Below are 22762 nucleotides of genomic sequence, written 5' to 3'. Positions count from 1 at the left end.
GTAACAATCTGGTGAAACTCTGCGCACATCTTTTAGGGGAGTCGCGCAGTTGCATATTCTGAGATCACTCGGCCCAGCCGTTGCCCGGGTTTCCGGCGCGGAGGCTGTGCGCGCAGGCGTTGGAGCGCTCATTAGCCTTGGACTGACCGGGCTTTTCCTTCTGTCGCCACAGATTGATCTCGATCTGGGTCTGTTTCTCGTGGCCCCCTTTGGTGCATCGGCTGTCCTTTTGTTCGCCGTGCCAAATAGCCCCCTTGCACAGCCTTGGTCCGCCATAGTCGGCAACACTGTTGGTGCCCTTGTCGGGGTGGCCGTATGCCTTGTCGTGGGGGACATCGCCCTCAGAATCGCATTGGCTGTTGGTCTTGCGATCACGGCGACAATCTTATGCCGCGCGCTGCATCCTCCGGCAGGTGCCGTGGCGATGACTGCCGCCATGTCGCCAGAGGCAATTGAACATCTGGGTTTCTGGTTTGCCCTGGCCCCTATCGCAATCGGAACAACCGCGCTTGTCGTGCTCGCGACTGGATACGCGAGACTTACCGGGCGGCATTATCCGTTCCGGCAATTCGATGATCCAAGCAACCATCGCACAGAAGATCGCAATCCTACAGAGCGGCTTGGCCTTTCAGAAGGCGAGTTGACCAGCATCCTTGAACGCTTCAGTCAATCATTCAACCTCGGTGTCGAGGATCTGGCTCGGCTCATCGGTGCGGCGGAACTTCAGGCCGCTGCGCATTCCGCAGGCCCCTTGACGGCACAGGACATCATGTCGCGCAATCTTGTCACGGCGAATCCAGACACCACGCTTGGTGAGATCGCGGATATCTTCAGAAAGCATCGATTCACGTCGCTTCCCGTCGTGGGACCAGACACAAAATTCCTGGGCGTCATCTTTCAGATGCATCTCATCAGTCAAGCCAGAGAAGATGCGCTGCGCCTGCATCGTGGCTTTTTGCCATCCTTTAAGCGCCTTTTGGACCGTGATCGAGCAGGACCGATGACGGCAAGTGACATCATGAGCGTCGCAGTCCCGCGCGTGACGACCAATACCCCGATCGGAGCACTCCTCCCTATTATGGCGGATGGTGATACTGATGCTGTTCCCGTAATAGAATATGGAAAAATCGTTGGCATTGTCACAAGAACAGACCTTATCGCCGCACTTGCCCGACGCGCTGCGCGGTCCTGACACATCATGCCTGGGCCTGATGCTGATCTGACGAGTCGCAAGTATGTGGTAAGACAAGAGCAGCGCGGCCTCGGCTTTGCGCAAGACCTTGATAATACGTAAATATTCCACATCGAATACGGTGGGGGTGGCTTTAAAAATCCAAACTTCGCTTAATGATCGTGTTAAGTGACGATCGCTGCCCAGCCTCTAACCTTTTCGTTGGAAGCTTTCGCGATGTAGGCACTAGCCGCAGTAGCGGGATCGCACGTCGCGGCGTTGCGGCACTTCGTAGTCAGGGCCAACTGCACGCCTGTCCTCGCGCGGACGGATTATTGGCCGCGGGAAATCCGGCCGGAAGGATTGGCAGATACGCTGCTCCGTTATCTGCGCTTCTGTACCACGGCCCCGCAGGTCAACGATATGCCCTGCTTTGGTGCCCAGCCCGCGCGTCTCGAACCGCAACACCCGGCGCAGTTCAAAGACCTCAGTGTCAGGCCCCTCACCAAAAAACAACGCCTCTCCCTGCCAGTGCTTGCCACTTGCAAATCGCAGCCGGTATACGCCCGGCGGCACCAAAACTCTAAAAAACGCGCCACCGCGGATATAGGCGGCCAAGGCCTCTTCTCCGGTCTCTGCGTCGATTAAAGTGACGACATGATCACGCCCTGGCAAGGTTTTGACCTGAAGGGGGAAAACGGCTGGCAAGCCGGTCTTGTTCCACAACAGCCCAGCGGGCGGCGGTGCCACATCAGCCGCGCGGGCCCCCGACACCGCAAACCCGAGGCACAGCAGCAACGCCAAGACGATGGGCAAAGCGCTTCTCATAGCTTGCGCAGATAGGCCCAAGACACATGCCCCCGCAGCCCACGCGCCCGTTCCAGTGATACTTCACACCAGCGAGTGCCGCCCGTCTGTTGACAGCTATGCACCCGCAGCACCGTGCCATTCGGTAGGCCTACGATCACGTCATAGCCAATACCGGGCCCTGCCCGCATCTTGAGCATGTCGTCGCCCTCGACGCCATGCACCTCAAACCGGCCAAGCGAGGCGGCAGTCGCCGGGGCCGCTCCGAGGAGTGACCCAGACAGAAGGCTGACCAGAACGATGATAAGAGCCCTGCGCATCGCACTCTCCCGTTAATTGATGCGTTCAGTTCTACCCTCTGACACCCGGAAACGAAATAGCCAGTGCAACCGCGCCGGTTCTTCGACCTAGAGCATCTCTCCGCCGTCGATCACAAGCGCCAGACCGGTCACAAAGCTGGAGCGGTCGGAGGCCAGATAAACAATCCCATGCGCGATTTCTTCGACACTGGCCCATCGCCCCATCGGGATAGACCCGGCAACGTAGGATTCGAGCGCCTTGCGCCCGCCCATCTGCGTCTCGAACCCGGCATTGAACGGTGTATCAACAAAGCCGGGGCATAGCGCGTTGAAGCGAATGTTCTCGGCCGCATAATCCACTGCCATCTGTTTGACCATCGCCACTGCGGCGTGTTTTGTCGTGGCATAAGACACCATACCCCGGTCATACTGGCAGCCCGAATTCGAGGCCGTGACAATCACCGATCCGCCACCCTGCGCGCGCATCGGGGCAATGACCGCGCGCGACAGAACGAAATGCGCCCGCACATTGAGCGCCCAAGCAGCATCCATCTGCGCAGGTGTCACATCCTCGGCCCGCCCCGGTATCTGAATACCCGCGTGGCTGTGCAAGACGTCGATCCGTCCCCAATCCGCGACCACCTGCGCGACCATCGCAGCGCATGCCGCATCCTCTGTCACATCAAGCGCAAAGGCTGCCCCCCGTCCGCCCGCCGCTTCGATCTGCGCCAAGGTCTCTTGCGCCAGTCCGCCATCAAGATCGGTGACAATGACCACCGCCCCCTCGCGGGCCATCGCAACAGCCCCCGCCCGGCCAATCCCTGATCCCGCCGCCGTGACCAGTGCGATACGATCCTTGAGCATCCTTGCCTCCTGCATTCAGTCAGCGCCCTGCGCGCGGCGCACCGGGCCGCAACAGCACTTGCGCGATGATCAACAGCGTCAACGAGGCCACCATCACCATCGTGCCAATCGCATTGATTTCAGGCGTCACGCCCCGGCGGATCGACGAGAAGATATAGATCGGCAGGGTCGTTTCGGACCCTGCGACAAAGAAGGCCATGATGAAATCGTCAAAGCTGAAGGTGAAGGCCAACAGAAACCCCGCCAGAATAGCCGGGGCGATCTGCGGCAGCGTCACTTGCACAAAGGTCGCCACCGGACCGGCCCCCAGATCGCCAGAGGCCTCGATCTGCGCGCGATCAAAACTCTCAAGCCGCCCGCGCACCAGCAGGATCACCAAGGACATGGTGAACATGCCATGCAGCCCGATAAGCGACCCCATGCCCAAAGACAGCCTGCGGCCACTCATCGCCTCAAGCCACGGATTGATCAGATCGAACACCGTCACCAATGCGATCAGCGTGGCAATGCCGATCACGATGCCGGGGATCATCACCGCAACCTGAACCAGCGTGTCGAAAAACACCCGCAACCGCCCCCGCATACCGGTAAGCGCCAGCGCCGCCATGGTGCCCATGACCGTCGCCAACACCGCTGACAGAAACGCCACCTTAATCGAGGTCCAAAGCGCCTCCATCACAAAGGGATTGCTCAGCGCGCGGCCATACCATTCGGTTGAGAACCCCTGCATCGAACTCGCCGACAGCCCGGCAGAAAAAGAGAACAGCGCAATGATCCCGATGGGCAGGTAGAGAAATGCAAAGACGGCAATGGCATAGGCTCTCATAACATCCTCACATCAGCCCGATATCGTCGCGGCCCGCGCCAAACCGCCGGACCGCCCGACTGTAGAGAGCGACCACGATCAGCATGATCACAATCAGCGCCACCGCCACTGCCGATCCGAAGGCCCAGTTGCGCGACTGCAAAAAGAGATCGACCAGCGCATTGCCAACAAAGAACACCTTTCCGCCACCCAGAATGGCCGGGATCAGAAATTCGCCGGTCAGCAGGATGAACACCAGCATAGAGCCTGTCAAAACGCCCGGCATCGACAGCGGCAAAGTGATCTGTAGAAAACTGCGCCACGGTGGCGTGCCCAGATCCGCCGCCGCCTCCAATAGGCTGCGATCCAGCTTTTCCAGGGCCACGTAGATGGGAAAGACCATCAGCGGCAGGTAGCCATAAACAATCCCGACCAGCACCGCAAAGGGTGTGTTGATCAGCCGGATATCGCCCAGCCCCACCGCCTCCAGCAGCGCCGGGATACCATTGCCCCCAAGCAGATAAATCCACGCATAAGACCGGATCAGGATCGAGGTCCAGAACGGCACGATCACCAGAATAAGCAGCGTCGTCTTCCATCGCGCCGACACTTTCAATGCCAGATAATAGGCTAGCGGATAGGCAATGAATAACGCCGCCAGCGTGCCCAGCGGCGCCAATGTCAACGTGTTGCGAAACGCGGCAAACCGGGCGGGCAGGTTGGCATATTGCTCCAACGTAAAGCCCGGCGCATAGCCGCCAATCGGATTGCGCTCGCCAAAGGAAAAGACGAGGACGACGGCCAGAGGGAACAAGAGCAGCACACCATACCAGATGCCCGCAGGCATCAGCAGCAGCGCGCGCGCCCGTGTCCGTGTCATGGCCATCGCCCTTGGTCCTCTGATCAGGCTGATTTGAACCGGGCCATCAATTCGGCGCGGTTGGGATCGGTCAACGTGACCGCCGCGCCGAACTCCAGCGCATTAAGCGCCTCTGCCGCCGGGTATAGGATGGGATCATTCAGCAACTCTTCGGGCAAAAGCGCATTGGTGCGCGCATCCGCCACCGGATAGCCATGCGCCAAGGCCTCACGCGCATTGACCTCGGGCGCGAGCAGATAATCGATCAGCGCATAGGCCGCCTCGCGGTGCGGCGCGCCAACCGGAATGGCATAGTAATCCGACCAGATTTCGCCCCCCTCCTTGCCCAAGGCAAAGGCGATTTCGGGAAGGTCAGTATTGAGCTGCTTGCCATCCCCCGTCCAACACATCGTAAGCCAAGCATCGCCGTTGCGCATTGCAGGCTGATAATCCGAGGAGATCGCAAAGAGATGCGGCTTGACCTCGATCAGCAACTTTTCAGCCTCGGCCAGTTCCGCCGGATCAACCGAATTAAAGCTATAGCCGAAATAGGCCAACGCATTGCCGATGGTGGTCAGTTGATAGTCATGCACCATGACGCGCCCGTCGAACTGATCTTTGGCCCCGTCAAAAAAGGTCTTCCAGCTATCGACCACGCCGCCGGTCTTGGCGGTGTTTGACGCAATTCCGGTGGTGCCCCAGTTTTTCGGCACGGCATAGACCTTGCCATCAATCGTGCCCGCATCGGCAAAGCGCGCATCAAACGCGGCGGGGTCGTAATTGGGCAATTTCGACAGATCCAAAGGCTCGATCAAACCGGCCTCGACATAGGTGGAAATCGCATAGTTGGTTGGAACGAACACGTCCCAGCCCGAACCACCCGCCTGAATCTTGGCCAGCATTTCCTCATTCGAGCCAAACACATTGACCTGAGAGAAAACGCCGGTCTCGGTGGCGAAGAGGTCAAAGTTTGCCGCGTCGTGATAATTGGGCCAGGTTGCCAGAACCACGCGGTCGCCCAGATCCTGCGCCATGGCGCGCCCCGGCAGCAGGCCCGGCAACGCGCCCCCCAGAACCGCCATCGCAGTGCCAAGGCCCGTTGTGCCCAGAAACTGCCGTCGGCTGATCGAACCCTTTTCGTAGCGGCGCAGTTCTTCAATGAATTTCTTGCGCGAAATTGGTGTGTTATCCTGTGTCATCGTCTCGTTTCCCTTGTTGAACGTGGTGCAGTTGTTATCCGTCACTCGTCAGCGGCCAGAACCAATCCGGTGCCCGCCGTCCAGAGGATATGGACCGGATCGCCCACCCCCTGCCCGCCCAAGGCTCTTTCGGCCTGTCGCGGAACATTGACCTGAAGCGGGCCGATGTCGTCGGCCTGCATCAGATATTCGGTATGATCCCCCAAAAAGGTGCGGTGAGTGATCCGTGCCCGCAGCATTGCATCCTCGCCCGGGGCCTCGCCCGGCACGGCAAGGCGCAATGCCTCGGGACGCACCGCAATTTCGACATGGCGACGCGTATCGCCCGCGGTATTGGGCACGAGCACCTGCGCACCACCGGCAAGGGCGATGCGCGCCAGACCTGCCTCCCGCGAGAGAACCTCGCCCTTCAGGATATTCGCCTTGCCCACGAAATCCGCCACATAGCGATTGCGCGGCCGATCATAGAGATCCTGCGGCGTGCCCACCTGCGCAATCCGCCCCGCGCCCATGATGCAAATCCGGTCCGACATCGACAGCGCCTCTTCCTGATCATGGGTGACCAGCACAAAGGTGATGCCAAGGCTGCGTTGCAGATCAAGCAATTCGCGCTGCATCTCGCCGCGCAGCTTGGCATCGAGCGCCGCCATCGGCTCATCCAGCAACAAGAGCTTGGGTTCGTTGATGATCGCCCGCGCCAGCGCCACGCGCTGCTGTTGCCCACCCGACAATTCCCACGTGCGCCGCGCGCCAAACGCATCCAGCCGTACCTTGGCCAAGGCGGCATCGACCCTCGCGGCAATCTCGGATTTCGCCAGCTTGGGCCGCACCTGCCGCAATCCGTAGCCAATATTTTGCGCCACGGTCATATGCGGAAAGAGCGCGTAGTGCTGAAACACCATGTTCACCGGGCGCGCATAGGCGGGCACACGGCTGACATCCTGACCGTCGATCCGCACCGTGCCGTCACTCGGGCTCTCGAACCCAGCCAGCATGCGCAACGCCGTCGTCTTGCCACAGCCCGAGGGGCCAAGGAACGACAGGAACTCGCCACGCCGGATACGCAGGTTGATCCGGTCCGCTGCCAGCACGGCGCCAAACCGCTTGGTGGCCCCGACGAATTCTGCGACGCAATCCTCGTCCGAGGGATGGCCCTGTGTGCTGTGCGTTCCCTGTTCCCGGCTCGCGCCCATCCTGATCCCCGCTTCGGCATTCGCATCCAGCATGCCGGTCCTCTCGTGTTGCCGCGCCCCTGCGCCTATGCCATACAATCACAAAACGGTAAGAAAATCGCAGACGGTTGTATATATCATAAAGAGCATAGATGACGACAAGAACGCAAATGTCAGATTGGTTCGAAACCAGCGCGCGCGCGGTCTCGGCGCTTGGAACGCCCGGGTTTGCCTCGGCTCTCACCACAGCGCTGCGCAGTATCGTGCCCTATGAGTTCACCGTAATCTTTGCCTATTACCGTGATCACAAACCTCTTGATCTTTATGATGATTTTCCCGCTGCCAAGCGCAAGGTCATGGTAGATGACTATCAAGAGGGGCCCTATCTGCTAGATCCCTTCTATCTCAATGCCGCCGCCCCGACGTTGCCCCGTCTCGCACGGTTGCGCGATCTGGCACCGGATCGGTTCTATCAAGCAGAATATTTTCGCAATTATTACATCCAGACCGGACTTGCCGAAGAAATAGGCTTTATCCTCAATATTGGGGATGAGGTCGGCGTAGTGATTTCCGCCATGCGCGAACACAAGGTCTTCTCTGCCCGCGAGTTTCGCGATCTTGAGGCCGCCTTTCCCTTTGTCGCGGCCATCGCCCAGAAACAGTGGGGTGGCCTGATCACCCAATTCTCGGCACGACCCGAGACAGACGGCCCTCGCCTGCCGCAACTGATCGAAGACGCGTTTCAGAGCCTTGGGCGCAACCTTTTGACCCCGCGCGAGGCAGAGGTGGTGGAATATGTGCTCAAGGGTCATTCCGCCGATGCCACCGGTCGCGCCTTGGGCATTTCACCGGGCACCGTGCGCATCCATCGCCGCAACATCTACGCGAAGCTGCGGGTAAGCTCGCAAGGAGAGTTGTTTTCCAGCTTTATCGCCGCATTGTCCGAGCTGGCCTGAACGCGGGGCACATCGCAGATTGAAATGGACTGGCATTTGATCCCAGAGTGGCGCTTGTTCCAAACCGCTTTATCGGCAACGTGAACCCCAAGACCATCGGGAGAGTGACATGCGGATTGCGCGGTTAGAGACGTTTTGCAACGAATTCGTGGGTTTTGTGCGCGTGACCACGGACAGCGGCGCACAGGGCTGGGGGCAGGTGTCGACCTATAATGCCGATATTACCTGCACCATCTTTCACCGCCAGATCGCGCCGCATGCGCTTGGGACCGATGCACTCGACTTTGCCGACACCCTTGATCTGATTTATGAGCGCGAGTTGAAATATCCCGGCAGTTACCTGCGCCGCGCCATGACCGGGCTTGATACCGCGCTGTGGGACATGCGCGGCAAGTTAGAGGGCAAGCCGGTTGCAACCCTGCTTGGTGGCTCTCCGGGGCCGGTGCGCGCCTATGCCAGTTCCATGCGCCGCGACATCACCCCCGAGGATGAGGCCGAGCGTTTTTGCCGTCTGCGGGATGACAAGGGGTTTACCGCCTTCAAATGGCGCGTTGGTGCAGAGGCCGGGCGCGACCACGACGAATGGCCGGGCAGAACCGAAGCCGTGGTGCCGACCGTGTCGCGGGCTTTGGGGGACGGCATCGAAAAGCTGGTCGATGGCAATTCCTGCTATTCTCCCGCCCGCGCCATCGAGGTGGGCAAACTGCTGCAGGACAACGGCATCGGGCATTTTGAAGAGCCCTGCCCCTATTGGGAATATGACCAGACTGCCGCGGTGCGGGCTGCGCTTTTGCTTGATGTCGCGGGCGGCGAGCAAGATTGCGAGTATTCCAGTTGGCAGTTGATGCTGGATCGGGGCGCGGTCGATATCGTGCAACCCGATGTGATGTATATGGGTGGCATGCACCGCACCTTGCAGGTCTGCCAGATGGCTGCGCGCGCTGGCCTGCCCGTCACTCCGCATGCCGCAAATCTGTCACTGGTGACGATGTGCACCATGCATCTGTTGCGCGCCATTCCCAACGCGGGAAAATACCTCGAATTCTCGATTGAGGGGCCCGAGTATTACCCTTGGCAAGAGGGGCTGTTTCTGGGTGATCCCTACCGAATTGAGGGGGGCCAAGCCATTGTCACAGACGCCCCCGGCTGGGGTGTCGAGATTTCCCCGACATGGCTCGACTCTGCGACCTATCAAGTCTCCGAGAGGTAGGGACGCCCCGAGAGCGCCAATTGGCTTGCTCGCCCTCACGATTCATGTACGCTCTGCAGACCAATTGCGTCGGAGTTGCGCATGAAACAAGCCGCAGGGGCGCTTTTGTCCGCGATTCATCTCGACCGCTCGTCGCGCAAGGGCATGAGCGTGCAACTTTACATGGCGTTGCGCGATATCATCTTGTCGGGCGGTTTGCGAGCGGGCGACCGCCTGCCTGCGACGCGCACGCTGGCGCGCGAAACCGGCGTATCGCGCACCACGGTAATAGACGCCGTTGACCGGCTGGTTGCCGAGGGCATGCTGGTGTCGCAAGTGGGCTCTGGCACTTTTGTCAGCGACACACTGGAACATCAGCCCTCAGTGCCCGTGCTGACCACCGCCTCGGATACCACGGCCCAACAGCCCCGCGTGTCCTATGCCATCAACCATGCCGAAAAGAGCTATGCCCAACGCACTTGGTTGCCCCATGAGGCCCGCGCCTTTGTCACGGCGCTGCCGGCACTCGACGCTTTTCCGCTGGCGCATTGGTCGCGGCTTTCGGCGCGGCACCTGCGGGGCGCACGCGGGGCAGTAATGGGCTATGGTCAGCCAAAGGGGTATGAGCCTTTGCGCCGGGCGATCACCACCCATCTGAGCGTGCTCAAGGGGATTCAGTGTCACCACGAGCAGATTTTCATCACGTCTGGCGCACAGCATGCCTTTGCCTTGATCGGGCGGCTGTTGCTCAATCCCGGTGATCGGGTCTGGATGGAAAACCCCGGTGCCTCGGGCGCGCGCAATGCGCTCCTGTCGGAAGGGGCCGAACTGGTGCCGGTCGACGTGGATCAGGACGGATTGATCGTGGCCGACGGCTTGGCCAAGGCTCCGCATTTCCGCATGGCGTTTGTCACACCATCGCACCAACAGCCTTTGGGCCATGTCATGTCTTTGGCACGCCGGTTCGAGCTGTTGCAGGCGGCGGACGCAGCGCAGGCGGTGATCGTAGAGGATGACTATGACGGGGAATTCTACTATGGCAACGCACCCCAACCGGCGCTGCGCAGTACGGATACCTCTGGCCGCGTGATCTATGTCGGCACCTTTTCAAAGTCGCTCTTTCCATCGCTTCGGCTGGGCTTTGTTCTTGTGCCAGAGCGGATGACCGAAGCCTTTGATCGCATGTTCCGGTTCTGGGCCAGCGGTCCACCCACGGCAACACAGGCAACCGTTGCTGATTTCATGGACGAGGGCCATTTTGCCACCCATATCCGGCTGATGCGGCGGCTCTACAAGGCGCGCTATGAGGCGCTGATGGAGGAAAGCCGCATCCTGCCCGACTGTATCACACTTCAGGAAACCGCCAGCGGATTCCACACGCCAGCCTATCTTGCGCCAGGAATTGACGCGCAAGCGGTCGTGGCACAGGCGGCGGAACGCGGCGTTGTTCTGGCCCCGCTTTCGAAATACTGCCTCAGCCCGATTGACCGATCCGGCCTAGTCTTCGGATTTGGCAGCGCAGCCCCCGAGGACATTCGGCGCGGGATGGAAACCCTAAGGACCCTACCTGTCCTGAGGTGAAATTGGTCTGATTTTTTTGTCAAATTGGATATGAAAGAACGTCCAATTCTGCCCTAGCGTTAGACCTTGCATCTGTAGGGTGCCACATTGGCTTGCCCTGCGAACGGAGTAACGCGATGGACCGCACTTCACCCGGATCGACTCGGCACCATCCCTATTGGCATGATCAGGTTGGCCCGATGCCTGTGTTACCTGTGGATCCGCCGCGTGATGCGGATGTGCTGATCGTGGGGTCGGGCTATACCGGGCTGAGCGCGGCTATCGCTACGGCGCGTGGCGGTCGCAAAACGGTGGTGATCGACGCCGAGGCCGCAGGCTTTGGATGCAGCACCCGTAATGGCGGACAGATCAGCACCAGCGTAAAGCCATCACTGGAAAAGCTGACCGCCAAATTTGGGGCACAAAAGGCCCGCGCGCTGCGTGGCGAGGGAGAGCGGGCGCTGAAATGGATCGGTGAGTTCATCGACCAAGAGGGGATAGCCTGTGACTTCAAGCGCGTTGGCCGGTTTCACGCCGCGCACACCCCCGCGCATTACGAAATGTTGGTGCGCGACGCGGAGCAAATGCACAAAGGCGAAGGCATCGAGAGCTTTGCCGTGCCCCGCGCCGAACAGCATCGCGAGATGGGCACAGATTTCTATCACGGCGGGGTGGTGTTTACGAAACACTGCGCGCTGCATCCCGCCAAATATCATCGTGGCCTGTTGATGGCGGCACTCAACGCTGGCGTCGAGGTGGTTGCGCATTGCCCCGTTGGCAAGATTGAGAATACGGGATCCGGTTTCCGTGTGCAGACCGCCAAGGGCGAGGTGCGCGCGCGGGATGTGATCGTTGCCACCAATGGCTATACCGGCGCGTTGACCCCGTGGATGCAACGGCGGGTGATCCCAATCGGCAGCTACATCATCGCCACAGAAGAATTACCAGAGAGCCTGATCGACGAGTTGTTCCCGACCGACCGGATCGCCAGCGATACCTGCAAAGTGCTCTATTATTACCGCGCTTCACCGGATCGGCGGCGTGTCCTGTTCGGCGGCCGCGTCTCTGCGGCGGAAACCGATACGTCGGTCAGCGCGCCGCTCTTGTTTGAAAGCATGACCCGCATTTTTCCGCAATTGAAGGACTGCGCAATTTCGCATTCCTGGCATGGCACGGTGGCCTATAGTTTCGATGAATTGGCGCATACCGGCGTTCACGACGGGGTGCATTACGCCATGGGCTATTGCGGGTCTGGTGTGTCGATGGCGGGGTATCTGGGCATGCGCACCGGCCAAAAGGTGCTGGGCCTCGCCGAGGGCAAGACCGCCTTTGACGACGTGCCACACCCGACCCGACCGCTTTATACAGGCAAGCCGTGGTTTCTTCCTGCAACGGTCGCTTGGTATCGCTGGATGGACAAGAGACAGACCCGGCGGGCGATGGTCGCGGATCCATCCTGACTTTGAACTTTCGCTGAAACATGCCGAGCCAGCGAAACATGATAAAAATCGGCACGTACTGCCATTTCGCGGCATTCCAACAGGAGAAAAACAAGATGAGAAAGACATTTTCACTTACCGTCGCTGCCACGCTGCTTGCGAGCGGTGCTGTCGCTCAGGGCACGGAAATCACCATCGCTTCTTGGGGCGGGTCCTATCAGGACGCACAGAGCAAAGCCTTGTTCGAACCGGCCTCTGCGGCAACTGGGGTTACGGTCAAGCAGGAAACATATGGCGGGATGGCCGATGTCCGCCTGCAAGTTTCAACCGGGCAGGTGACGTTTGACATCGTGGCCAGTGGGTCCGGTTCTGCGGCGCGGGCCGGGGCAGAAGGGCTTTTGGAACCGCTGGATTACAACGTGATCGACGTGTCTAACTTTTATCCCAACCTCTATTCCGAGTATTGCGTCGGGGGCGATGTGTTCTCGACGGTCTATGCCTGGAACACCGACACCTATGGCGATAACGGCCCGCAAAGCTGGGCCGATTTCTTTGACGCCGAGAAATTCCCCGGCTCGCGCGCCTATCGCGGTTCAGTTGCGGGCGCACTTGAACCGGCGCTGATGGCTGATGGCGTGCCGATGGATCAGGTTTATGAGGTGTTGAGTTCGGAAGAGGGGATCGAGCGCGCGCTCAACAAGATCCGCGAGCTGCGGCCCAATATCTCGGTTTTCTGGTCCTCTGGTGCGCAGCACGCCCAGTTGATGAAGGATGGCGAGGTCGACATGACCACCGGCTGGAATGGCCGCTTTGATACCGCTGCGGCGGACGGGGCCAAGGTAGATTACAGCTTCAATCAGGCGCTGCTGGATTACGACTGTTTCGCAATCCCCAAAGGTGCGCCGAACAAGGATGCAGCGATGCAGTTCCTCGCTGAAATCTCGAAACCCGAGTATCAGGACGATCTGCCGAAATACATCACCTACGGCCCGACCAACAAATCTGCCTATGACACAGGTGAGATCAGCGCAGAGGTTGCGGCCGGCCTGCCCTCCTCGCCCGAGAATGCGGCCATGCAATTGCCAATCTCTCTGGAATGGTATGCAAAATGGGAAACCGTTGCCGCCGAGATGTATCAGGAAATGCTGACTGAGTAACCAAAGCCCCAACACAAGACCTGACGGGCGCTACGGCGCCCGTCTGCGCCAATAGACCACTCGGAGGGCAGCAATTGACCAACACCGCCACAGAAGCGCTGCCGATATCGGTGCAGAACGTCACCAAGACCTACGGGGCGGTGCATGCCCTCAACGATGTGTCGCTCGAGGTCAAAAGCGGTGAGTTTCTGACACTTCTGGGGCCGTCTGGGTCTGGCAAGACCACGCTTTTGATGGTGCTTGCGGGATTTACCCGGCCCGATTGCGGCAGTCTCAAGTTTGGCGACCGCGAAGTTATCCGCACCCCGCCACATCTGCGCGAGGTCGGCATGACCTTTCAGAGCTATGCGCTTTTCCCGCATATGACCGTGGCGGGCAATGTGGGCTATCCCTTGCGCCTGCGCAAACGCCCCAAGGCAGAGATCGCGGAACGGGTCGAGCGGGCGCTGGAAACGGTGCAGCTTGGCGGCTATGGCAATCGTCGCGTCGACCAGCTCTCTGGTGGGCAAAAGCAACGAGTCGCGGTGGCGCGCGCCATTGTGTTTGAACCCCGCATCCTGTTGATGGATGAACCGCTATCCGCGCTCGACAAGAAACTGCGCGACCAGATGCAGATCGAGTTGCGGCATCTGCATGAAAAACTGGGCATGACCACTGTCTATGTCACCCATGACCAGCGCGAGGCGCTGACCATGTCCGATCGGATCGCCGTGGTGAACCATGGGCGCATCATGCAGCTCTCGACCCCCCGCGATCTCTATGAACACCCCGCAAATCGGTTTGTGGCAGATTTCATCGGCGATTCCACGTTTCTGACGGTGAACCGTTTGGGCGCTGACGTGACCTTTGGCGGGGTGCCGCTGATCCATGCAGGCCCCTTGCCCGACACGCCCGAACTTCAACTGATGATCCGCCCCGAACGTATCGTGCTCTCTTCGGGTGGACCGCGTGAGGGGGCCAATAATTTTGCCGCCACCGCGACCGATGTGGTCTATCAAGGCGACAGCTATTTACTGCACGCGCGGTTGGACACGGGCGAAATGGTGGCTTTGCGCGGAGCGGTGCGCGGCAGCAATGCAACGTCCCTGCCCCAGCTTGGTGACCGCGTGACCCTGACCTTGGCACCCGAAGACACAGTGTTGATCGACGGAAGCCAAACATGAGCATGCAGACAGCGCCCCTCAATGCCGCCGGGCTGCGCCGTGACGAGCGGTTAGAGCGGCTGACGCTTTTTGGTCTGAGTTCACCGGCAATCCTGCTTATTCTCGTGGTGCTGGTCATTCCCGTGGGCTGGTTGTTCTATGTCTCGTTCATCGGGGCAAACGGGCAATTCTCGCTTGAGAATTACGAGCGCATGATCAGCCGCCGCTCTTATCTGCGCATTTTTATCACCACCTTTCAGGTCAGCCTGTTGACCACCGGGCTGTGCATCCTGATCGGCTATCCCTTTGCCTATTTCATGTCGCAGCTGCCAAGCCGTCTTGCAAATCTGTGCCTGATTACCGTGCTCTTGCCGTTCTGGACCTCACTTTTGGTGCGGACCTATGCGTGGCTGGTGCTGTTGCAGAAACAGGGATTGATCAATAATTGGGCCATCTCGCTTGGCCTCTGGGATGAACCGCTCAAGATCGTTCACAACATGACCGGCACGTTGATCGGCATGGTGCATATCATGCTGCCATTTCTCATCCTGCCAGTTTACGGCGCGATGAAGGCGATTGACCGCGATTACCTCAAGGCGGCGGCTAACCTTGGGGCAAGCCCACGGGTGGCGTTTTGGACAGTCTTTTTTCCACTCACCGCGCCGGGGCTTTTTGCCGGGGCGCTGATGGTGTTCATCCTCTGCCTTGGCTTCTTTGTCACCCCGGCGGTGCTGGGCGGGGGCAAGGTGATTATGGTGTCGATGCAGATCGTCTCGAACATCGAGTTATTCGTGAACTGGGGCGCGGCCAGTGCCTTGGGCGTGGTGCTGCTGATCCTGACTGTGGCGATCCTCTGGGTCGCATCCCGGTTTCTGAACCTCGACCGGATGACCGGAGGCGGGCACTGATGCGCAACTGGCTCAATTCCCCGGCGACCGACACGCAAGTCACCCATGGCCAACGCCTGTGGCTCTATGTCTTTGCGGTGATCGTGATGATACTGCTGGTCACGCCCACATTGATCGTGATCCCGATGTCCTTTTCGGACAGTCAATATCTGGAGTTTCCACCCGAGGTCTGGTCAACCCGCTGGTATGATAATTTCTTTGGCTCAAGCGAATGGATGCAGGCGGCGCGGACCTCTTTTCAGACGGCCTTTCTGACCATGATCGTGGCGACGCCGATTGGGGTTCTGGCGGCCTATGGGCTGCATAGTTCACGGTTTGCCTTTGTCCGGGTTGCCTTTGTCCTGATGATCACACCGATGATGGTGCCGCTGGTGCTGGTGGCGATTGGGGCGTTCTACGCCTATGTGAAGCTCAATCTTCTTTACACCATAACCGGATTGGTTCTGGCCCATACCGTGCTGGCGCTGCCGCTGGTGGTGATCGTCACCGGCTCTGCCCTCAAAGGTTACGACATGAGCCAAGAACAGGCCGCCCGCAGCCTAGGTGCCCCGCGCTGGAAGGCATTTCTAACCGTGACCCTGCCGCAGATTCGGTTTGCGGTGGTCACGAGCGCGCTTTTGGCCTTCCTCACCTCGTTTGACGAGGTTGTGGTGGCAATGTTCATTTCTGGCGGCGACAACCCAACCTTGACACGCAACATGTTCAACGCGCTGCGCGATCAGATTGACCCGACCATTGCGGCCATTTCGACGATCATGATCCTTGTGACCACCGTGATGATGGTGCTGGTGCAAGTATTCGGCCAAGACAAGAAACACTGACACGCGCAGCGTCACATAGCGATACCGACAAGAACCTTTGGAGACCCAAATGATCGACCTCAAGACATATCAAAGCCTCGCCACTCAGCCGATTGGCGCCTTTGCCCCGAAACCGACCAGCCTCACACCGGGACAAGAGGAAGCCTCGGTGCAACTCTGGGCCTCTGCCGATGGGCATACGAAGATTGGCGTTTGGGAATGCACGCCGGGGCATTTCACCGCCGACCGCACCGCGATGGGCGAATATTGCCATATCATCTCTGGCCGCGCCTCGGTCACGAATGCCGATGGGCAGGGAACGCGCGATATCGGTCCGGGTGATCTTCTTGTCTTGCCGCAGGGATGGACCGGCGAATGGGTGATCCACGAGCATATGCGCAAGCTCTATATCCTCAGCACATCCCCCACGATCTGAAGCGTAGAGGCGTTGCTTGTCTGCACGTCTGGCCCGGCTTCAATCGCCGGGCCAGATAAAAGGATGACCCGTATTACCAGGAATTATACCCCAGAAACTTGCCCGACATCTCAACCTTGACGCGGTCCCCCTTGGGGTTTGCGACACGGGTGATCTTCATGTCGAAATCAATCGCCGACATGATACCGTCGCCAAACTCTTCTTGGATCAACGCCTTCATCGTGGGGCCGTAAACGCCCACAATCTCGTAGAGGCGGTAGATACACGGGTCTGTTGGCACCGCTTGTTCCCAGATCTTGGTCGGATACTCCTCCAGCACCGAAACCGCCTCCTCCGGCAGATCCAGCAGCGCGACGAGCGCCTCAGCCTTGGCCTTGGGCATGGTGTTCATGCCCATGCAGGCCGAATGGGTCCAGACGGGCGACATGCCGATGCCCTCAGCAATCTCTTCCCATTTCATCCCGGTCTTTTTCTTCGCGATCAGGATCAGGGTGGTTACATCCTCCTTGGTCATCAGCGCGGGCATAGTCACAGTGTCTTTCATGGTGTCCTCCATTCGTTTGATCTCAGGTGAAAATTGGTGTCACAGGTTCACGGCGCGTAGCCGCAGGGCCTCGCCGGTCTCGTCTTCGGGTGGTGCGTGGTCAATCCGCACAGTCTCGGGCGTCTGTGCCGCGCCGTCGGATACCTGCCCCGCCAATTCCTTGGACCGCTTGCCAAGGAACTGCACCAGATGGTTGCGGATCGGGTAGTAGTTGGGATGTTCCACGATCTCGGTCCGGTTGCGTGGGCGCGGGATCGTGATCTCGACCGATTCCGCCACACGGGCAAAGGGACCGTTGGTCATGAGCAGGATACGATCTGCCAGAAGGATCGCCTCGTCGATGTCATGGGTGATCATAAACACGGTCTGCCCGGTGCCGCCCCATATCTTGAGCAACTCATCCTGAATGGTGCCCCGCGTCAGCGCATCGAGCGCGCCAAACGGTTCATCCAGCAACAAGAGCTTGGGATGATTGGCAAAGGCGCGGGCAATCGACACCCGCTGCCGCATGCCCCCCGACAATTGGCTGGGCTTGCGGTGGATCACGTCGCCCTCAAGCCCGACCATCGCCAGATACTCGCGGGAATGGTCGAGCACCTTGGCCTTGGACCAATCCGGATGCCGCGCGGCAACCCCAAAGCTCACGTTTTTGAGTGTGCTTAGCCAAGGCAGCAGGGAATAGTTCTGAAACACCACGCCCCGATCAAGGCTGGGGCCCGACACCTCGAACCCATCCATCTTGACCACACCGCTTGTCGGCTCTGCGAGGCCCGCAAGAATGTTCATGATGGTGGACTTGCCACAGCCCGAATGCCCAAGGATACAAACGAATTCACCCTTCTCAACCCCGAAGGTCGCGTTTTCAAAAACGGTCGTCGTGCCGCCTTGGCCATCCGGATAACACTGGGTCAGGTTCTCAATCGACAGAAACGGTTTGTTCATCTCACGGCTCCTTATTCCGCATAGGCCACGGCGCGCTGGAGCGTGGCAAAGGCCGCATCCAGCATCATGCCGACAATGCCGATCATCAGGATCGAAAAGATGACCGAGGTCAGATCAAGATTGTTCCACTCGTTCCAGACGTAATACCCAATACCCGTCCCCCCCACGAGCATCTCGGCGGCGACGATGACAAGCCACGCGATGCCGATAGAGATACGCATGCCGGTCACGATGGTCGGTGCGGCCGCAGGCAGGATCACCGTAAAGGCGGTCTTGAAATGCCCCAGTTCATGCGTCCGCGCCACATTCACCCAATCCTGTCGCACACCTGCCACGCCAAAGGCGGTGTTGATCAACATGGGCCAGATCGAGCAGATGAAGATCACGAAGATCGCGCTCGCCTCGCTGTCTTGGATGACGAACAAAGCCAGCGGCATCCACGCGAGCGGCGATATCGGGCGCAGCACCTGAATGAACGGGTTGAGCGCTTTGTAGGCGACCGGCGACATGCCGATCAGGAACCCCAGCGGTATCGCCACCACCGCCGCCATCAGATAGCCCGACAGCACCCGGTAGATCGAATATCCGATCTGAATCCCGATCCCCTTGTCATTGGGTCCAGCATCGTAGAACGGATTGCTCAGTTCTTCCCATGCCTTGGCCATAACCTGTGACGGGGGCGGCACACCTGCCTTTTGCGCCCCCCCGCCGGTCAACCGCTCGTATTCCGTCAACTCGCCCACGGCTTTTTGCGCCGGAATGGACATCTCCCAGAGGAACAGCCCGACAAAGAGCATCACCACCGACAAAAGCAGGGCGCGTTGATTTAGCGACATTGTCGACATCGCTTAACCCTTCCCGATGGCGAAACTTTTGACATAGGCCTCCGGCTCTGCCGGATCGAATGTCTTGCCCATGATGGTGTGCGATTTGTAGGTGATGTCGGGCGCGTCATAGCCCAGATCGTTCATCACCTTCTTGGCATCGGCAGCCAAATAGACCTGTTCGGCCACAGCCTTGTAGTCAATATCGTTCTCGATATAGCCCCACCGCTTCATCTGGGTCAGAATCCAAACGCCCATCGAATGCCAAGGGAAAGGATCAAAGTCGATCCGATCTGGCACTTGCTGCACCGCACCCAAGCCATCGGCAAAGGTGCCGGTCAAAACCTGCTGGATCACCTCGACGGGCTGGTTGAGATAATTCGTCGGCGCGATGGCCTCGGAAATTTCAATGCGGTTCTCTGGGTTGGACGCATATTGGGTGGCGTCAAAGATCGACTTGAGCAACGCCCCATAGGTGTTGGGCAACTCCGTGGCGAAACTCAGCGGCGCGGCAAAGGCGCAGCAGGGGTGCCCCTCCCAGATCTCTTTGGTCAGCAGATGGATAAAGCCAATCCCTTCCCAAACCGCGCGCTGATTGAACGGATCTGGCGAAAGATAGCCATCAAGGTTCCCGGCGCGCAGGTTGGCGACCATTTCGGGCGGCGGCACCACGCGGATCTGAATATCCACATCGGGATCAAGCCCGTGTTCAGCCACGTAATAGCGCAAAAGGAAATTGTGCATCGAGTATTCGAACGGCACCCCAAAGGTGAATCCCTTCCATTGCTTGGGGTCGCGTTTGTCCAGATGCTCGTTCGACAGCACGATGGCCTGCCCGTTGATGTTTTCAACGGCGGGCATGATGTATGGCACAGCGGTCGAGCCTGCGCCAAGCGTCATCGCCAGAGGCATCGGCGTCAGCATATGGCTTGCGTCATATTCCCCCGAAAGCGACTTGTCGCGCGCCACAGCCCAACCGGCGGTTTTGATGACACTCGCGTTCAATCCGTAGCGCTCGTAAAAGCCCAAGGGCTGCGCCATGATGATCGGCGTGGCGCAGGTAATCGGCACGAACCCGATATTGAGGTCTGTCTTTTCCGGCGCGCCAAGATTGTCGAGGATTGCTGCCTTGGCTGCATCAAGCGGAAACACCGATGCAAGCGCCGCCGCAACCGTACCGCCGCCCATCATCCCCATGAACGACCGCCGCCCGATATCGCTGTGACCGAACACCGACCGCACCACGGCGCTTTCGACCGCGCGCTCTAGCATCGCTTCAGAGGACATCGCCCGCGCGGTCACGTCATGCTGCGCGCCATTGCAGGTGTCGCACCCGCAGGACGCGCCGTGGCGCAGGTCATTCTTTTCTGAAAATGGGTCGCCAAGGCTCTTCATGGTCATTTCACGTCCTTTCGCTCAAATGCCGTTTGACCCATGATCCAATGAAGCCGCTACGCGCGAAAGGGGTGTGCCTATTTTTTAAGCTTAGTATTTTATTGTTTATTTACATAATACTAGCACATTATCTCTCACGTATATCCTTATGAAATTTCGTAATTTACGAGATTTCGTATTGCCGCGCTGCGCTGCGGCGGTGTTTGGTGAAGTCATGTACGAGATACCCACAACCCCCGATTCCCTGCTTGACGCCCTAGCCGAGGCGGCGCTGGTGATCGACCTTGTTGCCGACCGGATCGTCGCGGCCAATCCCCGCGCCCGGGCGCTCCTCGATCTTGAGGATTCCACCGGCGCACCCTTTTCACCGCTGGTCGGCGCGAGCTTGCCGGGTTTTATCGTGTTGGTGGATGAAATCGCACACCGGGGCGAGGCGTGGAGCCGCGACATTACCCTTGCCAGCATCACAGGAAGGCCGTTGCGCGTTGAGCTACGCGGCAGGCTGGTTGCCAATGCCCCTTCGCTCCTTGCGCTGACCCTGCTCGATCTTGCAGAAATGGAACGCCACGACCGCATCGCGCAAGCGGCTGAGTTGCATCGTTCAGGTCTGCTTGAATGGCGGCGCGCGCAGGAGTTTTTTTCCGAGCTAGAGCGTCAGAACCAATTGATCCTGAATGCCGCGGGCGAAGGCATCTACGGCGTCAATGCGGATGGCAAGACCACCTTTCTTAACCGCGCCGCGCAGGAAATGCTGGGCTGGACCGCCGAGGATCTCTTGGGTCACGACATTCATTCCGTGATCCATCACCACCATCTGAACGGTGACATCTATCACGCGCATGATTGCCCGATCTACCAATCCTTCCGCTTTGAAGAGGTCAATCGGATCGAAGACGAGGTGTTCTGGCGCAAGGATGGCAAACCGATCCGCGTCGAATATGTCTCGACCCCGATTTACGATCAGAATGTTCTGGCGGGGGCTGTGGTGATCTTTCGCGACATCACCGAGCGCAAGGAAAGCGAACGTAAATTGCGCGAGGCGATGGCAGAGGTGGCCGCGCTCCGCGACCGGCTGGAACAGGAAAACGCCTATCTCCAAGAGGCGATCACCACCGAGCGCGCGCATCACAATATCATCGGCGCGTCCTCTGCGGTGCGGCAGACCGTGCAACGGATTGACCTTGTGGCGCGCACCGATGCCACCGTGTTCATCAGTGGCGAGACCGGCACCGGCAAATCCCTTGTGGCGACCGCCATTCACAAGGCAAGCCCGCGCGCACGCCGCCCCCTCATCCATTTCAAATGCGGCTCCGTCGCCCCCGAAGAGGTCGAGGCCGAGTTATGGGGGCAGGTTCGCGGTGCCCCCAACGGGGCCACCCGCGACAAACCCGGCAAGCTGGAACTGGCACATAGCGGCACGCTGTTTCTCGACGATGTCGAGGAGTTGCCCTTTGAGATACAGGGCAAACTTTTGGCTGCCCTGCAAAACAGTGCTGTGACCCGTCTGGGCGACACCCGAGAAAAGCCGCTCGATATCCGTGTGATCGCCTCGACCACCCTGTCGGACAAACAGGCCCGCCGCTCTCACCGCATCCGCGAAGACCTGTATCTGTTTCTCAATGTCTTTCCCATCACCTGCCAGCCGCTCCGCGACCGACAGGAAGATATCCCGCTTCTCGCCGCCCATCTGCTCAAGATCGCCTGCCGCAGGCTGAACCGGCCCGAGCCCGTGTTGACCGAAGGCGTGGTGCAACAGCTACAATCCTATGACTGGCCCGGCAATGTGCGCGAACTTCATAACGTGATGGAACGGGCCGCGATTGTGTCTCAGGATCGCAAGCTGGTTGTCGAACTGGGGGGCGTAGGGCCGCTGGCAGAGACAGGCCGATCCTTTCGAACCGAAGCGCAGATGCAGGACCTTGTTCGGGTTAACCTGATTGCCGCCCTACGCGAAACACGCGGCCGTATAGCCGGCCCCTCTGGTGCGGCCGCATTGCTTGGCGTCAAACCCACAACGCTCTATTCCCGCATCGGTAGCTTGAATATCGTCGAGGCGGATTGGACATGACCGTGCACCGCTTCTAGGCCTGTCCAACGCCACTTGATTAGAACGCGAAAGTCAGTCCGCATTCGGGTTTCAGCCCAAGCATCCAGAATATGTCGTAGGCGCAGGGCGCATAGATTGACCGCGCGCATCGACCGAACACGAAAAGATCAGGCGATTGCGAAATGAAACGGATTGTAGCGCCGACATCAAAGGGCCTGCGCCCCGCAGGGTGTTTTCCCGCATCGGT

22 protein-coding genes are annotated in these 22762 nt (G+C 59.3%); 11 read left to right on the top strand and 11 right to left on the bottom strand.

Translation table 11 applies throughout. The features are described 5' to 3' along the window. Positions 1–49: 49 nt before the first annotated feature. A complete protein-coding gene (locus RAK1035_RS07995) occupies positions 50–1192 on the top strand; it encodes an HPP family protein (protein ID WP_037297993.1) in 1143 nt (380 codons plus the stop codon). 225 nt (positions 1193–1417) lie between these two features. Here the strand turns inward: RAK1035_RS07995 and RAK1035_RS07990 are convergent, their stop codons facing one another. From RAK1035_RS07990 to RAK1035_RS07960, 7 genes are all read right to left on the bottom strand, one after another. Next, entirely contained in the window at positions 1418–1987 is a 570-nt protein-coding gene (locus tag RAK1035_RS07990) for a hypothetical protein (RefSeq protein ID WP_112303073.1), read from the bottom strand. 8 nt (positions 1988–1995) lie between these two features. Next, the gene (locus tag RAK1035_RS07985; protein WP_008281565.1) at positions 1996–2298 is read right to left on the bottom strand and encodes an SH3 domain-containing protein; all 303 of its coding nucleotides are present in this window, start codon (positions 2296–2298) and stop codon (positions 1996–1998) included. An 87-nt stretch (positions 2299–2385) separates the two neighbouring features. Further along, positions 2386–3156 (bottom strand): SDR family NAD(P)-dependent oxidoreductase, encoded by a 771-nt coding sequence (locus tag RAK1035_RS07980; RefSeq protein ID WP_008281564.1) that lies wholly within the window; start codon positions 3154–3156, stop codon positions 2386–2388. 4 nt (positions 3157–3160) lie between these two features. After that, a complete protein-coding gene (locus RAK1035_RS07975) occupies positions 3161–3967 on the bottom strand; it encodes an ABC transporter permease (protein WP_008281563.1) in 807 nt (268 codons plus the stop codon). A 7-nt stretch (positions 3968–3974) separates the two neighbouring features. Continuing rightward, positions 3975–4832, bottom strand: coding sequence for an ABC transporter permease (locus RAK1035_RS07970; protein ID WP_008281562.1), 858 nt, complete (start codon positions 4830–4832; stop codon positions 3975–3977). 17 nt (positions 4833–4849) lie between these two features. Then, positions 4850–6004 (bottom strand): ABC transporter substrate-binding protein, encoded by a 1155-nt coding sequence (locus RAK1035_RS07965; protein ID WP_050775777.1) that lies wholly within the window; start codon positions 6002–6004, stop codon positions 4850–4852. Between the two features lie 41 nt (positions 6005–6045). Next, positions 6046–7230 (bottom strand): ABC transporter ATP-binding protein, encoded by a 1185-nt coding sequence (locus RAK1035_RS07960; protein WP_008281560.1) that lies wholly within the window; start codon positions 7228–7230, stop codon positions 6046–6048. Positions 7231–7328: 98 nt separating this feature from the next. On the opposite strand from RAK1035_RS07960, the gene RAK1035_RS07955 reads away from it, so the two are divergent. The 9 genes from RAK1035_RS07955 (at position 7329) to RAK1035_RS07915 (ending at position 16763) form a co-directional block, all read left to right on the top strand. Next, positions 7329–8132, top strand: coding sequence for a helix-turn-helix transcriptional regulator (locus tag RAK1035_RS07955; RefSeq protein WP_085976978.1), 804 nt, complete (start codon positions 7329–7331; stop codon positions 8130–8132). Positions 8133–8241: 109 nt separating this feature from the next. Next, positions 8242–9342 (top strand): mandelate racemase/muconate lactonizing enzyme family protein, encoded by a 1101-nt coding sequence (locus RAK1035_RS07950; protein WP_008281558.1) that lies wholly within the window; start codon positions 8242–8244, stop codon positions 9340–9342. Positions 9343–9423: 81 nt separating this feature from the next. Next, the gene (pdxR, locus tag RAK1035_RS07945; RefSeq protein ID WP_008281557.1) at positions 9424–10902 is read left to right on the top strand and encodes a MocR-like pyridoxine biosynthesis transcription factor PdxR; all 1479 of its coding nucleotides are present in this window, start codon (positions 9424–9426) and stop codon (positions 10900–10902) included. 179 nt (positions 10903–11081) lie between these two features. Beyond that, entirely contained in the window at positions 11082–12341 is a 1260-nt protein-coding gene (locus RAK1035_RS07940; protein ID WP_037298122.1) for an NAD(P)/FAD-dependent oxidoreductase, read from the top strand. Between the two features lie 95 nt (positions 12342–12436). Next, positions 12437–13477 carry a polyamine ABC transporter substrate-binding protein gene (locus tag RAK1035_RS07935; protein WP_037297988.1) on the top strand — a complete coding sequence of 347 codons (1041 nt, stop codon included), beginning with the start codon at positions 12437–12439 and terminating at the stop codon, positions 13475–13477. 74 nt (positions 13478–13551) lie between these two features. Next, the gene (locus RAK1035_RS07930; protein ID WP_008281554.1) at positions 13552–14640 is read left to right on the top strand and encodes an ABC transporter ATP-binding protein; all 1089 of its coding nucleotides are present in this window, start codon (positions 13552–13554) and stop codon (positions 14638–14640) included. Beyond that, complete coding sequence (locus tag RAK1035_RS07925; RefSeq protein WP_008281553.1) at positions 14637–15527, top strand: ABC transporter permease; 891 nt, start codon at positions 14637–14639, stop codon at positions 15525–15527. The genes RAK1035_RS07930 and RAK1035_RS07925 overlap by 4 nt, the downstream gene beginning before the upstream one ends. Next, positions 15527–16348, top strand: coding sequence for an ABC transporter permease (locus RAK1035_RS07920; RefSeq protein ID WP_008281552.1), 822 nt, complete (start codon positions 15527–15529; stop codon positions 16346–16348). The genes RAK1035_RS07925 and RAK1035_RS07920 overlap by 1 nt, the downstream gene beginning before the upstream one ends. Positions 16349–16397: 49 nt before the next feature. After that, positions 16398–16763 (top strand): cupin domain-containing protein, encoded by a 366-nt coding sequence (locus RAK1035_RS07915; protein ID WP_008281550.1) that lies wholly within the window; start codon positions 16398–16400, stop codon positions 16761–16763. 73 nt (positions 16764–16836) lie between these two features. Here the strand turns inward: RAK1035_RS07915 and cynS are convergent, their stop codons facing one another. Genes cynS through RAK1035_RS07895 form a run of 4 tightly spaced genes read right to left on the bottom strand, consistent with a single transcriptional unit; the run spans position 16837 to position 20474 of the window. Beyond that, complete coding sequence (cynS, locus tag RAK1035_RS07910; RefSeq protein ID WP_232279214.1) at positions 16837–17307, bottom strand: cyanase; 471 nt, start codon at positions 17305–17307, stop codon at positions 16837–16839. 39 nt (positions 17308–17346) lie between these two features. Beyond that, on the bottom strand, positions 17347–18249 hold the full coding sequence (locus RAK1035_RS07905; RefSeq protein WP_008281548.1) for an ABC transporter ATP-binding protein: 903 nt from the start codon (positions 18247–18249) through the stop codon (positions 17347–17349). A gap of 11 nt (positions 18250–18260) precedes the next feature. Then, entirely contained in the window at positions 18261–19094 is an 834-nt protein-coding gene (gene ntrB / locus RAK1035_RS07900) for a nitrate ABC transporter permease (protein WP_008281547.1), read from the bottom strand. A gap of 3 nt (positions 19095–19097) precedes the next feature. Continuing rightward, positions 19098–20474 carry a CmpA/NrtA family ABC transporter substrate-binding protein gene (locus RAK1035_RS07895; protein WP_008281546.1) on the bottom strand — a complete coding sequence of 459 codons (1377 nt, stop codon included), beginning with the start codon at positions 20472–20474 and terminating at the stop codon, positions 19098–19100. Between the two features lie 208 nt (positions 20475–20682). Between RAK1035_RS07895 and RAK1035_RS07890 the strand changes: the two genes are divergently transcribed. Further along, entirely contained in the window at positions 20683–22536 is a 1854-nt protein-coding gene (locus RAK1035_RS07890; RefSeq protein WP_008281545.1) for a sigma-54 interaction domain-containing protein, read from the top strand. Positions 22537–22762 lie beyond the last annotated feature (226 nt).

This window comes from Roseovarius sp. AK1035 (assembly GCF_003288315.1).
GTDB lineage: Bacteria > Pseudomonadota > Alphaproteobacteria > Rhodobacterales > Rhodobacteraceae > Roseovarius > Roseovarius mucosus_A.
The sequence above is the reverse complement of the archived record's forward strand: the minus strand, read 5'-3'. Positions and strand labels throughout refer to the sequence as shown.

Coding starts and splice junctions, on each gene's coding strand:
- RAK1035_RS07985 (WP_008281565.1), bottom strand. CDS start 2,298: ATGCGCAGGGCTCTTATCATCGTTCTGGTCAGCCTTCTGTCTGGGTCA.
- RAK1035_RS07980 (WP_008281564.1), bottom strand. CDS start 3,156: ATGCAGGAGGCAAGGATGCTCAAGGATCGTATCGCACTGGTCACGGCG.
- RAK1035_RS07975 (WP_008281563.1), bottom strand. CDS start 3,967: ATGAGAGCCTATGCCATTGCCGTCTTTGCATTTCTCTACCTGCCCATC.
- RAK1035_RS07970 (WP_008281562.1), bottom strand. CDS start 4,832: ATGGCCATGACACGGACACGGGCGCGCGCGCTGCTGCTGATGCCTGCG.
- RAK1035_RS07965 (WP_050775777.1), bottom strand. CDS start 6,004: ATGACACAGGATAACACACCAATTTCGCGCAAGAAATTCATTGAAGAA.
- RAK1035_RS07960 (WP_008281560.1), bottom strand. CDS start 7,230: ATGCTGGATGCGAATGCCGAAGCGGGGATCAGGATGGGCGCGAGCCGG.
- RAK1035_RS07955 (WP_085976978.1), top strand. CDS start 7,329: ATGACGACAAGAACGCAAATGTCAGATTGGTTCGAAACCAGCGCGCGC.
- RAK1035_RS07950 (WP_008281558.1), top strand. CDS start 8,242: ATGCGGATTGCGCGGTTAGAGACGTTTTGCAACGAATTCGTGGGTTTT.
- pdxR (WP_008281557.1), top strand. CDS start 9,424: ATGAAACAAGCCGCAGGGGCGCTTTTGTCCGCGATTCATCTCGACCGC.
- RAK1035_RS07940 (WP_037298122.1), top strand. CDS start 11,082: ATGCCTGTGTTACCTGTGGATCCGCCGCGTGATGCGGATGTGCTGATC.
- RAK1035_RS07935 (WP_037297988.1), top strand. CDS start 12,437: ATGAGAAAGACATTTTCACTTACCGTCGCTGCCACGCTGCTTGCGAGC.
- RAK1035_RS07925 (WP_008281553.1), top strand. CDS start 14,637: ATGAGCATGCAGACAGCGCCCCTCAATGCCGCCGGGCTGCGCCGTGAC.
- RAK1035_RS07920 (WP_008281552.1), top strand. CDS start 15,527: ATGCGCAACTGGCTCAATTCCCCGGCGACCGACACGCAAGTCACCCAT.
- RAK1035_RS07915 (WP_008281550.1), top strand. CDS start 16,398: ATGATCGACCTCAAGACATATCAAAGCCTCGCCACTCAGCCGATTGGC.
- cynS (WP_232279214.1), bottom strand. CDS start 17,307: ATGAAAGACACTGTGACTATGCCCGCGCTGATGACCAAGGAGGATGTA.
- RAK1035_RS07905 (WP_008281548.1), bottom strand. CDS start 18,249: ATGAACAAACCGTTTCTGTCGATTGAGAACCTGACCCAGTGTTATCCG.
- ntrB (WP_008281547.1), bottom strand. CDS start 19,094: ATGTCGACAATGTCGCTAAATCAACGCGCCCTGCTTTTGTCGGTGGTG.
- RAK1035_RS07895 (WP_008281546.1), bottom strand. CDS start 20,474: ATGACCATGAAGAGCCTTGGCGACCCATTTTCAGAAAAGAATGACCTG.
- RAK1035_RS07890 (WP_008281545.1), top strand. CDS start 20,683: ATGTACGAGATACCCACAACCCCCGATTCCCTGCTTGACGCCCTAGCC.